The organism is Qipengyuania gaetbuli, from assembly GCF_020171365.1.
Taxonomy (GTDB): Bacteria; Pseudomonadota; Alphaproteobacteria; order Sphingomonadales; family Sphingomonadaceae; genus Qipengyuania; species Qipengyuania gaetbuli_B.
In genome coordinates this window covers 844,703-862,073 of record NZ_JAIUZO010000002.1, presented here as the reverse complement: position 1 = coordinate 862,073, position 17,371 = coordinate 844,703, and the positions used below count along the sequence as shown (strand labels likewise).

Sequence of the window (17,371 nt, the reverse complement as noted above, 5' to 3'; positions counted from 1 at the left end):
GAAGGCTTATGCCAGAGACTAGTTGCCCAGGATGCCAGGCAGGCGCAGCCCCTTTTCGCGAGCGCAGTCGAGCGCCTCGTCATAGCCTGCATCGGCATGGCGCATGACGCCGGTGGCTGGGTCGTTCCACAGCACGCGCTCCAGCCTGCGGGCCGCGTCCTCGGTCCCGTCGGCAACGATCACCATGCCCGCGTGCTGCGAGAAGCCCATGCCCACGCCGCCGCCATGGTGGAGGCTGACCCAGGTCGCGCCCGAGGCGGTGTTGAGCAGGGCATTGAGCAGCGGCCAGTCGCTGACCGCGTCCGATCCGTCCCGCATCGCCTCGGTTTCGCGGTTGGGGCTGGCGACGGAGCCGGAATCGAGGTGATCCCGCCCGATCACTACGGGAGCCTTCAACTCGCCATTCGCGACCATCTCGTTGAACGCCATGCCGAGCCGGTGGCGGTCGCCGAGGCCGACCCAGCAGATACGCGCGGGCAGGCCCTGGAAGGCGATCCGCTCGCGCGCCATGTCGAGCCAGTTGTGCAGGTGATGGTTGTCGGGCAGCAGCTCCTTCACCTTGGCATCGGTCTTGTAGATGTCCTCTGGATCGCCCGACAGCGCGGCCCAACGGAACGGGCCGACGCCGCGGCAGAACAGCGGGCGGATGTAGGCGGGCACGAAGCCGGGGAAGGCGAAGGCGTTCTCCAGCCCCTCTTCCAGCGCGACTTGGCGGATGTTGTTGCCGTAGTCGAGCGTCGGCACGCCGGCGTCCCAGAAGGCGAGCATGGCTTCGACCTGCTTGCGCATGGATGCGCGCGCGGCCTTCTCGACCGCCTTGGGGTCGCTTTCGCGCTTCTCGCGCCATTCGGCCATGGTCCAGCCTTCGGGCAGATAGCCGTTGACCGGATCGTGCGCGGAGGTCTGGTCGGTGACGATATCGGGCCGCACGCCGCGGCGGACCAGTTCGGGGAAGATTTCGGCGGCATTGCCCAGCAGACCGACCGATTTCGCCTCGCCTGCGGCAGTCCAGCGCTCGATCAGCGCCAGCGCCTCGTCCAGCGTCTCGGCCTTCTCGTCGACGTATCTCGTGCGCAGGCGGAAATCGATACTCTCGGGATTGCACTCGACCGCCAGGCAGCAGGCCCCGGCCATGACCGCGGCGAGCGGCTGCGCGCCGCCCATGCCGCCCAGCCCGCCGGTGAGGATCCACTTGCCCGTGAGGTCGCCGCCGTAATGCTTGCGTCCGGCCTCGACGAAGGTCTCGTACGTGCCTTGGACGATGCCCTGCGTGCCGATGTAGATCCACGATCCGGCCGTCATCTGGCCGTACATCATCAGGCCCTTCCTATCGAGCTCGCTGAAATGCTCCCAGTTCGCCCAGTGGGGGACGATGTTAGAGTTCGCGATCAGCACGCGCGGCGCATCGGCATGGGTGCGGAAGACGCCGACGGGACGGCCCGACTGGACCAGCAGCGTCTCGTCGTCGGACAGCGTCTTGAGGCTGTCGAGGATGCGGTCGAAATCGCTCCACGTGCGTGCCGCCTTGCCGATGCCGCCATAGACGACCAGCTCGTCGGGGTTCTCCGCGACCGTGCGATCGAGGTTGTTCTGGATCATGCGGAACGGCGCTTCCGTCTGCCAGCTTCCGCAGGTCAGTTCGGGGCCGGTCGGGCTCTTCACGTCCCGCGCGTTCCTGATCTGGTGGCTCATGCAATCTCTCCAAAACTGTCTTCGATGGCAGCGAATACGCGGGCGAGAACCGCGCGCAGGCGTGCCGATTTTTCATGCGAAAGGGCAAAGGGCGGGGCTTCGGTTTCCAGATAGGCGCTCTGCGCGATCTCCATCTGGACCGCGTGCACGCCCTTGTCCGGCTGGCCATAATGGCGCGTCGTCCAGCCGCCCTTGAACCTTCCGTTGAGGACCGAGGTGAAGCCTTCCACCTCCTCGCAGGTACGCGCGACCGCGCGCTCAATCGCAGGCGAGCAGGAGGCTCCGGAATTCGTGCCGATATTGAGGTCGGGCAGCCTGCCGTCGAACAGGTATGGCGCCTCGGACCGGATCGAGTGGCAATCGTAGAGGACAGCGAAACCGTGCTGCGATCTCACTCGCTCCAGTTCTCCGCGCAGCGCCTCGTGATAGGGGGCATGGTAGAGGGCGAGCCTGCGCGCAGTCTCTGCCTCGTCGGGCGCGTTGCGCCAGATCGGGCGGGCATCGAAATCATGCAGCGGAACGAGGCCCGTGGTGTTCTGGCCCGGGTAGAGCGAGGTATCGTCCGGGGGGCGGTTCGCGTCGATCACATAGCGGTTGAACTCGGCGCGCACGACCGTCGCATCGGGCAGCAGCCCCTCGTAGAGTTCGGGGATGCGCCAGTCGGTATCGACCAGCGCGCGAGCTGACGGTTCGAGCGCCGCTGTCACCTCGTCCGGCAGCCAGGTCCCCGAATGGGGCTGGGCAAGGACCATGGGCGACGTACCCCTGACAAGTGTGACCGGTGTCACGCCAGCGCCTCGCCGATCGAGGCCCCCTCGACCTCGGGTGCGAGCGGGCCGGAGGCGAGCAGTTCTGCCGTCGCCGCGATGTCGCCGTCGACCTGCCGGTCGCTGTCGAGCGTGGGCGAGGCTTCTCTTACGCGGGCGATGACTTCCTGCAGCGCGTCGCTGGTGCGCAGCGGGGCGCGGTACTCGATGCCTTGCACGGCCGACAGCGCCTCGATGCCGAGGATGGCGGCGAGGTTCTCGTTCATCTCGAGCAGGCGGCGCCCGGCATGGCAGGCCATGGAGACATGGTCTTCCTGGTTGGCCGAGGTCGGCGTCGAATCCACCGTGCGCGGATTGGCGAGCGCGCGGTTCTCGCTCATTATCGCGGCCGAGGTGACTTCCGCGATCATCAGGCCGGACTGGAGGCCCGGATCGGCGGAGAGGAAGGCAGGCAGGCCGAAGCTGAGCGAAGGATCGACCAGCAGTGCGACACGCCGCTGCGCGATGCTGCCGACTTCGGAAATGGCGAGCGCGATGGCATCGGCGGCAAGGCCAACGGGTTCGGCGTGGAAATTACCGCCCGACACGACCTCTCCACAGGACAGGACCAGCGGGTTGTCGGTCACCGCATTGGCTTCTGTCGTCAGGACCTGCGCACAATGGCGCAGCTGGTCGAGGCAGGCGCCCACGACCTGCGGGGCGCAGCGCAGGCAATAGGGGTCCTGAACGCGCAAATCGTCTTCGAGATGGCTCTCGCGGATTTCCGATCCTTCGAGCAGGCCGCGCACGATCCGCGCCGCGTCGACCTGCCCGCGGTGACCGCGCAGCGTGTGGATTTCGTCGCGGAATGGCGCCGAAGAACCCATCGCGGCATCGACCGACAGGGCCGTCGTCACCAGGGAATTGATCGACAGGCGCCAGGCATCGAACAGCCCCGCCAGCGCGAGCGCGGTCGAAACCTGCGTGCCGTTGAGGAGCGCGAGACCTTCCTTGGCCTGCAGTTCCACCGGCGCGAGGCCGGCCGCCTGCATTGCCTTGCCCGCGGCCATCCGCTCGCCCTTGTAGAAGGCCTCGCCTTCCCCGATCAGGACGGCGGCGATATGCGCGAGCGGGGCAAGATCGCCCGATGCGCCGACCGATCCCTTTTCCGGGACGACCGGGATGACGTCGCAGGCGACCATCTGTTGCAGGCGTTCGATCACCACCGGCCTTACCGCCGAAGCGCCGCGGCCTAGCGAGATGCACTTCAGCGCGATGACGAGGCGGACGATTTCCGGCGAGAGCGGTTTGCCGAAGCCTGCGCTGTGCGAGAGCACGATATTGCGCTGGAGCGTGGCGAGGTCGCCATCGGCGATGCGCACGCTGGCCAGTTTGCCGAAGCCGGTATTCACTCCGTACAGCGCGCCGCCCGTCGCGACAGCTTTCTCCAGCCGCTCGACCGCAGCCGAGACATCGGCCATCGCCTCGCCCGAGACATGGAAGGCCGATCCGGTGCGGAACAGGTGTTCGAGTTCGGCCAGGCTGACCGCACCGGGCGCGAGTTCAACGCTCATGGAATTCTCCGTGGATGATCCGGCCGCGCAGGAGATCGCCGCCGAGCCAGTAGCTGAGGAAGTCGGGGCCGGGTGCGTCCCACACGGCAAGCTCGGTGCGCTTGCCGAGTTCGATCGTCCCGTAATCCTTTTCGAGGCCGAGCGCGGCGGCGGCATTGCGCGTGGCACCGGCCAGCGCCTCTTCCGGCGTCAGGCGGAACTGCGTGCAGGCCATGCCCATCGCGAGGCGCAGGGAGGACAGCGGCGAACTGCCGGGGTTGGCATCGGTTGCGACTGCCATGCGCACGCCGTGTTCGCGCAGCGCCTCGACAGGCGGCAGTTTCGTTTCGCGCAGCGCGAAGTATGCCCCCGGCAGCAGGACGGCGACCGTGCCGCTGCGGGCAAGGTGATGCGCATCCTCGGGCGCGAGATATTCGAGATGGTCAGCGGAAAGCGCGCCGAATTCGGCAGCCAGAACCGCGCCCTTGAGATCGCTCAGCTGTTCGGCATGCAGCTTGACCGGCAGGCCCAGCTCGCGTGCCGCCTCGAACACACGGCGCATCTGCTGGGGTGTGAAGCCGATGCCTTCGCAAAAGCCGTCGACGGCATCGACAAGCCCTTCCTCGTGCGCGCGCTTCAGCCCCTCGATAGCGACGTCGGCGATATAGTCGTCGGCCCGATCGGCATATTCGGCGGGCACGGCATGCGCGGCGAGCCAGGTGGTGCGGATGCGGACCGGGCGATGCTGTTCGATCCGACGCGCGACGCGCAGCATGCGCAATTCGTCCTCGATCGTCAGGCCGTAGCCCGATTTCACTTCGATGACCGCAACCCCGTCGGCCTGCAGATCGTCCACCCGGCGCAGCGCGCCTGCGAGCAATTCGTCATCGCTGGCGGCGCGCGTGGCGCCGACGGTCGAACGGATACCGCCGCCCGCCCGAGCGATTTCCTCGTAGGTGGCGCCCGACAGGCGCATGGCGAACTCCTTCGACCGGTCGCCGCCGAACACGAGATGCGTGTGGCAATCGATAAGTGCGGGAGTGACCAGCCCACCGCCGAGGCCGATGTTCGGAATATGCGCGCACCAGCCCGGCAAGTCCCGGTTGCGGCCGACCCACACGATGCGTCCCGCGCTGGTGACGATCGCTGCGTCCTCGATCAGGCCGTAGGGCGTATCCCCGACCATGGTCGCTGCCGTGCAGCCCGAATAGACTCGTTCGCTCATGGCCTTGCCAATACCTTCCCTTCGTGATTATGTATGCACATAATAGCGAAAAGGCGCAAGGTGCGATGACCGGCAGATTGTCAGCGCGGCAGATTCTCACGCCATCCGGCTGGGTGGCGGACGGCGTGGTGAGCTGGGACGATGCGGGGCGCATTACGGGCGTTTCGCAGGAAGGCTTCGATGCGGCGTCCGCCGTGGGCACGCTGGTACCGGGCCTAGCCAATCTCCACACGCACAGTTTCCAGCGCGCGATGGCGGGACTGGCCGAGCGGCGCGGCCCGAGCGGGACGGACGATTTCTGGACCTGGCGGCAGGTCATGTACCGCTTCCTCGACGTACTTGCGCCGGAGGATATCGAGGCAATCGCGGCGCTGGTGCAGGTGAAGATGGCAGAAGCCGGTTACACCGCCTCGGCGGAATTCCATTATGTCCACCATCGCCCGGGCGGCGCGCGGTACGACGATCGGGCGCAAACCTCGCTCGGCATCTTTGCAGCTGCAAACGAAACCGGCATCGGCCTTACGCATTTGCCGGTGCTCTATACGCATGGCGGGCTGGATCGCCGCCCTTTGAACCAAGGACAGTCCCGGTTCGGCTGCGACGTGGCACAGTTCGAGGCGCTCTATGCAAGGATCGCCGATGCGGCGGCCACAATGCCGTCCGACTTCCGCCTCGGCGTTGCGCCCCATTCGCTGCGGGCGGTCGACCGCGAGGGGCTGGAGGCCTGCCTGGAGCTCTGTCCTTCGGGGCCGGTCCACATCCATGCTGCCGAACAGGTCAAGGAGGTCGAGGAGGTCGAACAGTTCCTCGGCGCGCGGCCGGTTCGCTGGCTGCTCGATTCCATGCCGGTCGACGAGCGCTGGTGCCTGATCCACGCGACCCATATCGACGCTGGCGAAGTGCGCGACCTCGCCGCCTCACGCGCGGTTGCCGGACTTTGCCCGACGACCGAGGCAAACCTTGGCGACGGCATCTTCCCGGCCCGCGACTATCTGCAGCACGGCGGACGGTTCGGACTGGGTTCGGATTCGAACATCCGCCTATCGGTGAGCGAGGAATTGCGGATGCTCGAAGTCTCGCAACGCCTGCTCCACCGCCAGCGGACCGTGCTGGCGAGCGACGATGTGCGCTCGAACGGGCGCAACCTCATTGAACGCGCGGCAAACGGCGGGGCGCAGGCGATCGGGCGGCCGGCTGGCGCAATCGAGGCAGGCCGGCTGGCCGATCTGGTGGCGCTGCGCGACGACATTCCCTTCCTCGACTGGGCGGACGCTGACACGCGCCTAGACAGCTGGATATTCGGGGCGGAGGAACGCGCCGTCAGCGACGTGTGGTCCGCAGGGCGTCACATCGTCACAGGCGGGCAGCACATCTGCGCGGATCGCGTCCGCGAACGTTTCCACAGGACCATGACCCGCCTGAGGCAAGCCCTGTGAACAGCGCGACCCATTCCGGCATTCGCGAGGCAATCAGGAACCGGATCGTCGCCGGCGAATGGAAACTGGGTGAACTGATCCCCGGCGAGGTCGAATTCGCCGAGGAATACGGCTGTTCGCGCACCACAGTGAACCGTGCGCTACAGGCCCTTGCCGAGGAAGGCATTGTCGAGCGCAAGCGCAAGGGCGGGACCCGCGTTCGCCCGCTCCCGGCAAGGCAGGCGCAGGTGAGCATTCCGATCCTGCGCGAGCAGGTCGAGGGAGCAGGGCAGGAATACGCACACCGCGTCCTGCGGCGCGAACAGCGCAAGCCGCCTGCCGCCTTGCGCGAAAGGATGCGGCTTGACCCCGACCAGCGCTGTGCCTTTCTCGAGAGCCTTCACCTCGCCGACGGTAAGGCCTTTGCCTTCGAACGGCGCTGGGTGAACCTCGAAACGGTGCCCGAATTTGCCGATGCCGACCTTGCCGCAACGAGCGCGAACGAATGGCTGGTGCGCACGGTGCCCTTTTCCCGCGGCGAAGTCGCCCTGTCTGCCAGCGTGGCCGACGAGCGGCTTGCCGAACTGTTCGGGACGGATGCCGGCGAAGCGCTGTTCACCATGGACCGCACGACGTGGTTCGGCGACCGTTCGGTGACCGACATCATGCTCGTCTACCGGCCGGGCTACCGCCTCAATTTCGAGATCTGAGCGTTCACGCAGCTAGCCGGCGGCAGGCGCGGCGCGTTCGTCGCGCAGCGTCACGACACGTTGCGGGAAGGGGATTTCGATGCCTTCCTGCGCAAACCGTTTTGCGACGGCAAAGCGCAGCTCCGACCTGACCCCTGCCCCGGTCGTCACGTCGCGGACGAAGGCCAGCAGCTTGAGGTTGATCGAATTGTCGCCGAAATCCTCGACTGCAACGGACGGCGCGGGATCGTCGAGCACCAGCTCGTTCGCTGCCGCGACCTCCAGCAATGTCGTGCGCGCTTTCTCTAGGTCGGTATCGTAAGCGACCCCGATCGGCACGATGATCCGCGCGGCATCGCCCGCAAAGCTGAGATTCTTCACGCTCTCCGTGATGAGCTGTGAATTGGGCACGATGATCTGGTGATGGTCAAAGGTTTCGATCCGGGTGGAGCGGACGGAAATCTTGCGCACGATGCCGGAGTAGGGACCCACTTCAATCCAGTCCCCTTCGCGGACCGGCCTTTCCAGCAGCAGGATGATGCCGCTGACGAAATTCTCCACCACCGATTGGAGGCCGAAGCCGAGGCCGACCGACAGCGCGCCTGCGACGAAGGCAAGGCTCGACAGGTCGAGGCCGGTGGAAGTGATGGCGATGATGGCCGCCAGCACGATGCCGACATAGCCGACGATGGTGACGATCGCCGAGCGCGCGCCGAGATCGAGCGCGAATTGCGGCAAAATCGAAAGGCGCAGGATGCGCTGCACCCACCGGGTGACGACGAAGCCGAGGAAGAAGACCAGCGCGAAGGCGAACACGTCCCCGGCCGAAATCGTGATGTCTCCCAGCGATACGCCGTTGCGCAGGGCAATGATGCCGTCGATGATTTCCTGACCGTTATAGCCCCAGATGATCGCCAGCAGCGGGACCGAAGCCAGCGCTATTGCGAAGCCTGTGAATACCGGCAGGAGGTGGATGATGCCGCGGAACCGGCGCAGCGGCCCTTCGGCCAGCACCACCATGATGAACCGCAGGGTGCGCTGGAGGAGATAGGCCAGCGCGATAACGGCCAGCGTGCCGACGATATCGAAGAAGATTTCCCGCGCCAGGTAAATGAAGCCCACGATCGCCGCTCCTGCGGCTACCAGTGCAACAACCTTGACGACGCGGCTCAGCGGGCCGGCGAAATCGATTGCCTCGTGGATCTCGACTTCGGTCGAGGTCTGGTCTGCCAGCGGATCGGGTTCGGGGGGCTTGCGTTCGCGCCGCGCGATGACGCCGGCAAGGCGGAACACCAGCCAGCTTCCCCACAGCACCAGCAAGGCCGAGAGAAGGTTTGCGACGGTCGTCGCAATGATACCGTCGTTCTCAACCACCTCCAGCCATGCCTCCGCCGCGACAGTGATACCGATCAGGCCGGTCAGGCGGGACGCGTGACGCGCATCGGCATCGGTCAGGTGGACGATCAGGAGGCTGTCGATTGGCGAGCGGAAGATGCTGCGCCCCAGCCAACGCGCGATGGCGACCATCATGATGCTGACGAAGGCCATGACGGAAATCTGCAGCAGCATGGCCTGCGAAACGGCACCCCAGATCAGCGCGGCAAGTCCGCAAGCCATCGATCCGGCGATGAACAGGGCAACCAGCAGGCCCGCGAAATCGTTCATCAGCAAAATCGCCATGCTTCGGGCATCGCTGGATGTGTTGCGCGCGCGGCTGCGCACTGCCGCCATCCATCTCTTGCCGAGCCATAGGATGCCGGCCGGGACGAGGAATAGCAGCACGAGCGCGATACCGAGCATCCCGAGACTCGGATTGCCGAGATACTCGCCAAGCGTCGCACCGGTTGCGGCAAGGGCGCTGACCCACATCGCGGGATTGAGCGGCGTGCCGTTGAAGCTGAGGAGGCGGTCCTCCTGGATCGCACCGATCCGATCGTCGATTTCGGTGATCAAAGTCGCTGCACGCACCTGATGTTCGCGCAGCACCAGCAGCGGGGCGAGCTCTTCCGAAAGCCGCCGGTAGAGGATTTCGCGTCGCTTCGAGGTGGCGGCCGGTTCGGTTTCCCCCTCTGAGGGCGCGGGGCCGAGTGTTTCGATCTGGGCTTCGATGATGCGCGAATCCAGCGTCCCCGTATCGGCAATCTCGCGCGCTTCTTCCCTCCGTTCGCCCAGGGCTGCGCGCAACTGATGCAGTTTGGCGAGGCGTCCGAGACTGTATTCGCCGGGCGGTGTCGACAGGATTTCGGTAGCAATCCCGACCGGGTCGGCCTCGATCTGCTCTGCGGAAATATCCTCGATATCGCGGGCAGACTGCGTCGATGCTGCGGGTTCCTGTGCCGCGGGCTGAGCATCCTGCGCAATCAGCGCCGGATTGCCGAGCGCTGAAGCGGCAAAGACGAACAGGATCGCCCAGACTAGTTTTCGCACCCGGCGCACCCCCGCTGCCTCACCCGATCACAGGTGCGACATTAAACACGGCAAACCATGGCGGGCAAGCGGCGACGCAGCGCAGCCAGCGAAGCGCGGTTCGGCCTTAGCCGATGAATTCAGGGGTAAAGTGGCGGAGCAGGAGGGATTCGAACCCTCGATACGGGGTTACCGTATACACACTTTCCAGGCGTGCGCCTTCGACCACTCGGCCACTGCTCCGCATGCCGGCTAGGGCAAGGGCGCGCCTCTAGCGGGGTTGCCCAAGCAGCGCAAGACGGCTGCAGCGCTAGTGAGTGAGCTTGCGGCGCATCCGGTAGCGCCCGTGTTCGAAATGCTGGAAATACTGGTGCACGTCGGGATGCGAGACGGGCCCCGCCAGCGCATCGCCGATGAGGTTCTGCTGGCTGACGTAGGCGACGTAATCGCTCTCGTCGCTTTCGGCGAGCAAGTGGTAGAAGGGCTGGTTGCGATCCGGCCTTATGTCTTCGGGAATCGCCGAATACCATTCCTCGCTATTGGCGAAGACGGGGTCGATATCGAAGATCACGCCCCTGAAATCGAACACCTTGTGCCGGACGACGTCGCCGATCGCGAAGCGGGTGCGGATACGGCGGGGCGCCTCGAGAGTACGGCCTGCCTGCGGAGAGAAAAACAAAGTCCTGTCCATGTCGGCGGAGAATATGGGATCGATGGGGCGAGGGACAAGCTCCCGGTCGCTCTCGTCCCCCGATTTCGCACGCGAAAGGGCTTGGCAATGCCCGCGGCGTGGGCTAACGGGCGCGCTCGCTTCGACCGGGGCCCATGGCCCGATAAGCGCACCCGACATGCGGAGAGGTGGCAGAGTGGTCGAATGCGCCGCACTCGAAATGCGGTATACGGGCAACCGTATCGAGGGTTCGAATCCCTCCCTCTCCGCCAGTCACTTGTCTCCAGAACCGAACGAAACTGCTGTTCGCTGGCAAGCGACAGGCGTTTGGCGTCAGATCGCCGCCCGAAGCTTCCGCCCAACTTTTTCGGTCTTATAAGAGCGCCATGGACTGCATCGGGATCGCGGCTGGGGACTACAGGCTCGAACTTGCTCCGCATCGGGGCGGGAGCATCGTGGCTTTTTCCTGGCGCGGGCAGGATCTCCTTCGCCCTGCGGCGGGCGACGGGGTGCTGGACAGCAGCTGTTTCCCGCTGGTGCCGTTTTCCAACCGCATCGCCGGTTCGCGCTTCGTTTTCGAAGGGCGCGAAGTCCGTCTTGAACCGAACCACCCGGCAGCGGTTGGAGAACCGGTCCTCCACGGCTTCGGCTGGCTCGCCGACTGGTCGGTGGCCGAACTTTCGCCGGACCGGGCGGTGCTGGTGCACGAGAATGCGGGAGGGGCATGGCCTTGGCCTTATCGCGCTACCGCCGGTTTTGTGCTCGACGAGGGAGGCTTGCTCACCTCGCTGGAGCTGGAGAACCTGTCAGCCGACCCGATGCCAGCGGGGCTCGGCTTCCATCCCTATTTCCCGCGCACCGGACACACGCTCTACCGCGGCCTTCATCGCGGCGAATGGCAGGTCGGACCGGATTGCCTTCCGCGTAACCTCGACCATAGGGACGAGGCCCGCGACTGGTGGAACGGCAGGCCAGTCGAGACCCGTGAAGTCGATACGGTCTATACCGGCAGGGACGGACTGCTCGAAATCGAATGGCCCGAACGTGCGCTGAGGACGATAATCGACCCTTGCGGGGATCTTGCCTTCACGACCGTCTATGTACCTGCAGGCGAGGATTTCTTCTGCGTCGAACCGGTCAGCCATGCGACCGATGTGTTTAACGAGCCAGTCCCTGAAAACGGGATGCGAGTACTACAACGGGGCGAGCGGTGGAGCGTGTCCATGCGGATCAGGGCGGAAGCGACCGGTTAGAAAGCCAGCCTGACCGGGCGCGCGAGAAGGGCGGGAAGTCCCCCTATCGCATCGCGCTCGCCGACGACCACGATCGATCCGCCGAACCCGGCGCCGGTCATGCGCGCGGCGCCTGCATCTCCGAGCAAAGCGTCGATCCGCTCAACCAGTTCGTCGACGGCAGGAACGCTCACTTCGAAGAGGTCGCGCAAGGAGGCATGGCCTTCGCGCAATACCGTGCACATGGCTGGAAGGTCGCCCGCGGCAATGGCGCGGGCAGCGCTGCCGACGCGAGCAATTTCCTCGACCACGTGGAGGGCGCGCTTCCGCTCGAGCGGATCGAGGTCGCCGGACTCCACCATGGCGAGGTCGGCATCGCGCAAGCTCGCCACGCCGAGCTTGGCAGCGGCGCTTTCGCATTGCGCGCGGCGCGCGTTGTATTCGCCGTCGACCAGCCCGCGGGTGACGCCGGAATCGACGATGCCCACGGCCCAATCATGCGGAAGGGCGACCTGCTGGCGCGACAGGTCGCGGCAGTCGAGCATCAGTGCCTTGCCCGGCTCTCCGGCAGCGACAGCCATCTGGTCCATGATCCCGCAGGCAACGCCCACCCATTCGTGCTCGGTCCGCTGCGCCGCTTGCGCAAGCGCGACGGAATCGGCCTCATCGTCTGCGGCCTCGGCCAGCGCCTTTCCTACTCCCACGCAGAGCGAGGCCGAGGAGGACAAGCCGGAACCGCGTGGCAAGTTGCCGGTGATCAGGAGCTGCAAGCCTGACACTGGACGAACGGGGGCAAGGGCGCACATGCCACGCACATAGGCGCGCCAGTCGGTTGCCTCTGGCTTCTCGGGCAGGGAAAGGTCGAACCTGTCCTCGCTGCCGAAATCGGCGGCTTTCACATGGATCTCGCCGCCCGGTGCCGAGCGCCACGCGATCGCCGTGCCTTCCCGTACCGGCATGGGCAGGACCAGCCCGTCGTTATAGTCGACGTGTTCGCCGATGAGATTGACCCTGCCGGGCACGAACACGACACCCTGCGGCGCGTGGCCAAAGGCGGCGGCAAATTGCTCCTGCGCCGAGGCGGCCAGTCCTTCGCTCACTTCATCACCTCTCGCAGGCGCTGCGCCGCGGCTTCGGGCGTCAGGTCGCGCTGTGTTTCGGCCATCAGTTCGAAGCCGACCATGTGCTTGCGGATTTCGGCAGAGCGCAGCAGCGGCGGGTAGAAATGCGCATGGAGCCGCCAGTGCGCGCAGTCATCGCCGGCCCCGTGCGGCGCGCCGTGCCACCCCATTGAATAGGGGAAATCGGTATCGAACAGCGCGTCATAACCAGCGAGCAGCTTGCCCAGCAGCGCGGCAAGCGCATCGCGCGCGTCATCCGACAAATCCTCGAGACGCGCCACATCGTCCCGCACAATCACCAGCGTTTCGAACGGCCAGGCGGCCCAGTGGGGCACGACTGCGAGCCAGTGGGTGTTATCCGCGATGACACGCTCGCCGTCCTGTTCTTCGGCAGATAGGACATCTTCCAGCAGGACGGACCCGTGCCAGTCGCGGTGCTCTTTCTGGTAGGCGTCCTCGCGCGCGACCAGTGTGGGCACGAAGTCGCCGGCCCAGACCTGGCCGTGCGGGTGCGGGGACGATGCCCCCATCATCGCGCCCTTGTTCTCGAATATCTGCACGTGCTCCCACCGGCTGCCGAGGTCGCGCGAGAGTTCGCACCAGCCCTCTATCACCTTGCGCCGCGCGGCATTGTCGATGCGTGCGAGCGTGGCGGAATGGTCGGGCGAATAGCAGATGACCCGCGCCTCGCCTGCCGCCGGTTCCTCGCGAAGGAGGCCGGTCCGGGGGCTTCCCTCGCGTTCGTCCAGCAGGGCCGGAAAATCGTTGGGAAAGACGAAGGCGCCTTCATAGTGCGGATTGCGGAGGCCGCCGACGCGCTCGTTGCCGGGGCACAGGTAGCAGGACGCGTCATGCGCCGGGCCGTCTTCGCTGGCGGCAGGCTTCGTCTCGCCCTGCCACGGGCGCTTCATGCGCTGCGGGCTGACGAGCACCCATTCGCCCGTCAGGCGGTTGAGGCGGCGGTGAGGGTGGTCGGGATGGCTCATCGTATGGCCTTGAGGTGATAGATCAGAGCGCTTTCTGCGGCCAGAGCCGGCACCGGCAAGCCTGCGTTGGCTAGCCAGCTGCCAGCGAAGTGATGCGGCGTCTCGCGCATGGCCTTAATGGCAGGGGCCGCCCGCGGGGTCAGTACGCCGTGTTTTCCGGCGTGGCGGAGCAGCTGGACGTCCCACTCTCCCCCGCAGGCAAAGGGCAGCGTGACCGGCTGGGCGCGGCGATCCTCGCCATGATCGCGGCGGATGACCCACAGCAGCATCTCTTCCGTGGTGCCCTGCGCCTGCCAGACGATCCCGTCGGCTCCCTCGCCCAAGAGGGTCCGGCCGCCGTGGATCACGCCGCGCCATTCCTTCCAGAACTCGATCCAGCCAGCGAGGCGCCGGCGCTCGTCACCCGCCATGGCAGCAGGGTCGAGTTCCACCCCGAGATGGCCCTGGCAAGCGATGGCGGCGCGGAAATCGAGCGACTGGCTGCGGCCTGTCGCATGGCTAGGGCTGGCGCCGACGTGCGAACCCATGACCTCGGGCGGCATGAAGGCGAGGAAGCCGCGCTGCATCGGCACGCGCGCGACCGCGTCGATATTGTCGCTGGTCCAGAAGCGGTGGGTATAGGCGGCGATCCCCGCATCGATCCGTCCGCCGCCGCCCGCGCAGCTCTCGATCTCGACCTCGGGATGGGCGGCGCGCAGGCGTTCCAGCAAGGCGTAGGAGCCACGGGTCTGCGCCGCTCCGCCAGACGGGGCATGGTCGCGGTTGTGGTCCCACTTGAGATACGAAACCCTTGCTCCGGACAGCAGCGTGTCGAGTGCGTCGAACAGGTAGTCGCGCACGTCTTCGCGCCGCAGGTCGAGTACGAGCTGGTTGCGTGCGGTCGGCCGCTCGCGCCCGTTCTCGGCAAGCACCCAGTCGGGGTGCGCGCGGTAGAGGTCACTGTCGGGGTTGACCATTTCCGGCTCCACCCAGAGCCCGAATTCCATGCCGAGGCTGCGTACCGTGTCGGCCAGTGGGGCGATGCCATGAGGGTATTTCCGCGCATCGGGCGTCCAGTCGCCAAGGCCTGCGCGGTCATGGTCCCGGCCCCTGAACCAGCCATCGTCGAGGATGAAGCGTTCGGCCCCGATCTCCGCAGCGGCCTTTGCGAGGGCCACAATCCGCGCCTCGTCATGCGAGAAATAGACCGCTTCCCAGCTGTTGAGATGCACCGGGCGCGAGCTCATTGCGCCGCCCGGCCATGCGATCCGGTCACGCACGGCGCCGTGCATCTGCGCCATCGCGCCGTTGCGGCCGCCGGTCGATATGGCGACGAGCAGCGGCGGGACCGTGAAGCTCTCGCCCGGTTGCAAGACCGTCTCGCCCGGCTGGAACGAGGCTTCTGCCGAGGCGACCCAGAACCCTTCGTCGTCGCGCTCTACTGCCAGCCTTGCATCGCCCGACCAGCCAAGCTGCATCGAGATGACGAGGCCGGTGTGCCAGCCTGCTCCTTCGGCCAGAATGTAGGCGCCGCAAGGGCCCCCGTGGCCGGTCAGCCCGCGCCGCGTCTCGCGTTGCCAGCCATGCGCGGGCATAGGTTCGCGGCATTCGACCAGTTCGGCATTGTGGCGCCCGCGCCAGGAGACGATCTCGCGCGCCGATGCGGGAAGGGGCAGGACTGCACTCGCCAGCCGGTCGATTTTGACGGCACCCTGCGACCGGTTCTCGAGATGATGGGCGATTTCCAGCCCACCACCGGGAAGGACGCGGTAAGTCGAGGTAACGCAGATGCCGCTTATGCTGTCGGCCGCTTGGAGGACGAGGGAGCCCGTTGTGCTGCTGGCCTCGCATGTATCGAAGTGAACCGGTAGCGCCTTCCCCGAGGCATCGCGCAGCGACAGGAGCGCCGGGCCGAACCAGCCGAGGCCGGCAACGGGCAACGCATCCATCGCATGGTCGCCTTCGAGCGAGAAGGTCGCGGGTCCGCGCAGCTCCCCCAGCTTCGGGAGCGTACCTGGCTCCACCCTTGCGCCCAGATGGCGCCACAAGGGCACGGCTCGCTCGCCCCGTTCGAGGACGAGGCTCCATTCGTCCCCGTGAAGCGCCAGCAGCTCGGCCGTGCTCATGCGGCGGCTTTGTCCTCGCCGCGGAAGAGGGCAAAGCCGATCCATTCGGCCCGGCGGCCCAGCGCGAAGCGGTTGAATGCCAGCGCGGCCGCGACCGACGTGAACAGCGTCACGACCATGAAGTCGATGTAATGGATGCCCACGCTCGCCGCGAAGCCCTCGTTGAAGGTGAAGAGGCCGTAGAGAGCGATGCCCCACACGACCCCGGCGATGGCCGAGCGCGCGGCGACGTTGCGGAACAGCAGGCCGACGATGAAGGCCGACAGGATCGGCATGGAAGACAGGCCATTAAGCTGCTGGAGCAGGTTGATGATGCTTTCCGCGTTCTGGAACACGGGGACCATCACGATGGCCAATGCGGTCGCCAGCACGCTCATGATCGCGCCGAGCTTCCAGTGGTTCTTCACCTCGCCCACGAAACGCTCGTGGAAGTCGACCGAATAGAGCGCGACGGTGGAGTTCAGTACGGCACTGAAAGTCGTGATCACGGCAGCGGCGACCATGGCTGCGAAAGCGCCCGAGAGCCATGACGGCAGGACTTCCGCAACGAGCCTGCCGTAAGCCGCATCGCCGACATCGCCGAACAACTTGTAGGCGACCACGCCGGGCACGACCACGATCGGAGGGACCACGAGGATGCGCACGGCAGCTGCGGCGAAGACGCCCTTCTGCGCCTCGCGCACGGTGGGGGCGGCCATCGCCTTTTGCGTGATGTTCTGGTTGGTCGACCAGTAGAAGATCTGGATGAAGGCCATGCCGGTGAACAGCGTGTGGAAGGGGATCGGACTGTCCGCCGCGCCCACCATGCTCAGCCGTTCGGCCGGCACGCCGGTGACGATGTCGAAATCGACCGCGGCCAGCGCCAAGAACACGATCACCAGCGCCAGGAACAGGATGCCGATGCCGGAAAAGGTGTCCATCACCGCCACGGCCCTGAGGCCCCCGAACACGGTATAGGCCGCGCCGACCAGCGCTAGCCCGAGCGAGAAGGCCAGCAGCGGTATTCCTTCGCCGAACAACGACTGCAGGAACAGCCCGCCCGAATAGAGCGCCGCCGGGAGGTAGATGAGCAGGTTTCCGAGGATGAAGATCGCCGAGATCAGCGTCCGGATCGACCGCCCGTCATAGCGCCGTTCCAGCAGCTCGGTCACGGTCGTGCAGTTGTAGCGATAGTAGAGGGGCACGAAAACGAAGGCCAGGGCCATCAGCCCGACGAAACCGGCGATTTCCCACCAGGCGAGCAACAGCATCTGGTTGCCGTTCATTCCGACCAGCTGGTCGGTCGACAGGTTGGTCAGGGTGATCGAACCGGCAACGAAGAACCAGGTCAGTCCCTTGCCGCCGAGGTAGACGTCCTTTTCCGACCCGTCGCGCGCCGCGCCGCGCACCTTCAGCCAGGTCAGCAGGCCCACCAGTGCGGTCAGTCCGGCGAACACGCCGACCTGGACCAGGCTGCCGAATTCGGCCGTATCGTACATGGTTCGCGTCCCTCCCTTTTCCCGCTGGCATCCATCGCGACAAACGGCGATAG

Annotated in this window: 13 protein-coding genes and 2 tRNA genes; 4 read left to right on the top strand and 11 right to left on the bottom strand. The window is 66.1% G+C overall.

What is annotated here, in order from left to right; genetic code table 11:
* Positions 1-18: 18 nt before the first annotated feature.
* Genes hutU through hutI form a run of 4 tightly spaced genes read right to left on the bottom strand, consistent with a single transcriptional unit; the run spans position 19 to position 5,216 of the window.
* Positions 19-1,692: a urocanate hydratase gene (gene hutU, locus LCL94_RS04755; protein WP_224831207.1), complete on the bottom strand. Its 1,674-nt coding sequence runs from the start codon at positions 1,690-1,692 to the stop codon at positions 19-21.
* Positions 1,689-2,480, bottom strand: coding sequence for an N-formylglutamate deformylase (gene hutG / locus LCL94_RS04750; RefSeq protein ID WP_224831206.1), 792 nt, complete (start codon positions 2,478-2,480; stop codon positions 1,689-1,691). The genes hutU and hutG overlap by 4 nt, the downstream gene beginning before the upstream one ends.
* On the bottom strand, positions 2,477-4,012 hold the full coding sequence (gene hutH / locus LCL94_RS04745; protein ID WP_224831205.1) for a histidine ammonia-lyase: 1,536 nt from the start codon (positions 4,010-4,012) through the stop codon (positions 2,477-2,479). The genes hutG and hutH overlap by 4 nt, the downstream gene beginning before the upstream one ends.
* Entirely contained in the window at positions 4,002-5,216 is a 1,215-nt protein-coding gene (hutI, locus tag LCL94_RS04740) for an imidazolonepropionase (RefSeq protein WP_224831204.1), read from the bottom strand. Before hutI ends, hutH begins: the two co-directional genes overlap by 11 nt.
* 65 nt (positions 5,217-5,281) lie before the next feature.
* Here hutI and LCL94_RS04735 point away from each other — a divergent pair, with 65 nt between their 5' ends.
* Positions 5,282-6,652: a formimidoylglutamate deiminase gene (locus tag LCL94_RS04735; protein WP_224831203.1), complete on the top strand. Its 1,371-nt coding sequence runs from the start codon at positions 5,282-5,284 to the stop codon at positions 6,650-6,652.
* Positions 6,649-7,341: a GntR family transcriptional regulator gene (locus LCL94_RS04730; RefSeq protein ID WP_224831202.1), complete on the top strand. Its 693-nt coding sequence runs from the start codon at positions 6,649-6,651 to the stop codon at positions 7,339-7,341. The genes LCL94_RS04735 and LCL94_RS04730 overlap by 4 nt, the downstream gene beginning before the upstream one ends.
* Positions 7,342-7,353: 12 nt before the next feature.
* On the opposite strand, the gene LCL94_RS04725 is transcribed toward LCL94_RS04730, so the two are convergent.
* The 3 genes from LCL94_RS04725 to hspQ all read right to left on the bottom strand — a co-directional run bounded on the left by LCL94_RS04725 (position 7,354) and on the right by hspQ (position 10,417).
* The gene (locus tag LCL94_RS04725; RefSeq protein ID WP_224831201.1) at positions 7,354-9,747 is read right to left on the bottom strand and encodes a mechanosensitive ion channel domain-containing protein; all 2,394 of its coding nucleotides are present in this window, start codon (positions 9,745-9,747) and stop codon (positions 7,354-7,356) included.
* 131 nt (positions 9,748-9,878) lie between these two features.
* A tRNA-Ser gene (locus tag LCL94_RS04720) sits at positions 9,879-9,969 on the bottom strand.
* 67 nt (positions 9,970-10,036) lie between these two features.
* A complete protein-coding gene (gene hspQ / locus LCL94_RS04715) occupies positions 10,037-10,417 on the bottom strand; it encodes a heat shock protein HspQ (RefSeq protein WP_160608228.1) in 381 nt (126 codons plus the stop codon).
* Positions 10,418-10,578: 161 nt separating this feature from the next.
* Here hspQ and LCL94_RS04710 point away from each other — a divergent pair.
* Both LCL94_RS04710 and LCL94_RS04705 read left to right on the top strand, forming a co-directional pair.
* Positions 10,579-10,668, top strand: a tRNA-Ser gene (locus LCL94_RS04710).
* Between the two features lie 114 nt (positions 10,669-10,782).
* Entirely contained in the window at positions 10,783-11,649 is an 867-nt protein-coding gene (locus LCL94_RS04705; protein ID WP_224831200.1) for an aldose 1-epimerase, read from the top strand.
* Here LCL94_RS04705 and galK read toward each other — a convergent pair.
* The 4 genes from galK to LCL94_RS04685 are packed head-to-tail and all read right to left on the bottom strand — an operon-like array spanning position 11,646 to position 17,318.
* Positions 11,646-12,728: a galactokinase gene (gene galK / locus LCL94_RS04700; RefSeq protein WP_224831199.1), complete on the bottom strand. Its 1,083-nt coding sequence runs from the start codon at positions 12,726-12,728 to the stop codon at positions 11,646-11,648. The genes LCL94_RS04705 and galK overlap by 4 nt on opposite strands.
* The gene (locus LCL94_RS04695; protein WP_224831198.1) at positions 12,725-13,735 is read right to left on the bottom strand and encodes a UDP-glucose--hexose-1-phosphate uridylyltransferase; all 1,011 of its coding nucleotides are present in this window, start codon (positions 13,733-13,735) and stop codon (positions 12,725-12,727) included. Before LCL94_RS04695 ends, galK begins: the two co-directional genes overlap by 4 nt.
* Positions 13,732-15,840: an alpha-galactosidase gene (locus tag LCL94_RS04690; protein ID WP_224831197.1), complete on the bottom strand. Its 2,109-nt coding sequence runs from the start codon at positions 15,838-15,840 to the stop codon at positions 13,732-13,734. Before LCL94_RS04690 ends, LCL94_RS04695 begins: the two co-directional genes overlap by 4 nt.
* The gene (locus LCL94_RS04685; protein ID WP_224831196.1) at positions 15,837-17,318 is read right to left on the bottom strand and encodes a sodium:solute symporter family transporter; all 1,482 of its coding nucleotides are present in this window, start codon (positions 17,316-17,318) and stop codon (positions 15,837-15,839) included. The genes LCL94_RS04690 and LCL94_RS04685 overlap by 4 nt, the downstream gene beginning before the upstream one ends.
* Positions 17,319-17,371: the final 53 nt, after the last annotated feature.

Bases quoted from the DNA above. Each gene is read 5' to 3' on its own strand.
- hutI (WP_224831204.1), bottom strand. From the start codon at position 5,216: ATGAGCGAACGAGTCTATTCGGGCTGCACGGCAGCGACCATGGTCGGG.
- LCL94_RS04685 (WP_224831196.1), bottom strand. From the start codon at position 17,318: ATGTACGATACGGCCGAATTCGGCAGCCTGGTCCAGGTCGGCGTGTTC.
- LCL94_RS04695 (WP_224831198.1), bottom strand. From the start codon at position 13,735: ATGAGCCATCCCGACCACCCTCACCGCCGCCTCAACCGCCTGACGGGC.
- LCL94_RS04705 (WP_224831200.1), top strand. From the start codon at position 10,783: ATGGACTGCATCGGGATCGCGGCTGGGGACTACAGGCTCGAACTTGCT.
- hutH (WP_224831205.1), bottom strand. From the start codon at position 4,012: ATGAGCGTTGAACTCGCGCCCGGTGCGGTCAGCCTGGCCGAACTCGAA.
- LCL94_RS04690 (WP_224831197.1), bottom strand. From the start codon at position 15,840: ATGAGCACGGCCGAGCTGCTGGCGCTTCACGGGGACGAATGGAGCCTC.
- hspQ (WP_160608228.1), bottom strand. From the start codon at position 10,417: ATGGACAGGACTTTGTTTTTCTCTCCGCAGGCAGGCCGTACTCTCGAG.
- LCL94_RS04735 (WP_224831203.1), top strand. From the start codon at position 5,282: ATGACCGGCAGATTGTCAGCGCGGCAGATTCTCACGCCATCCGGCTGG.
- hutU (WP_224831207.1), bottom strand. From the start codon at position 1,692: ATGAGCCACCAGATCAGGAACGCGCGGGACGTGAAGAGCCCGACCGGC.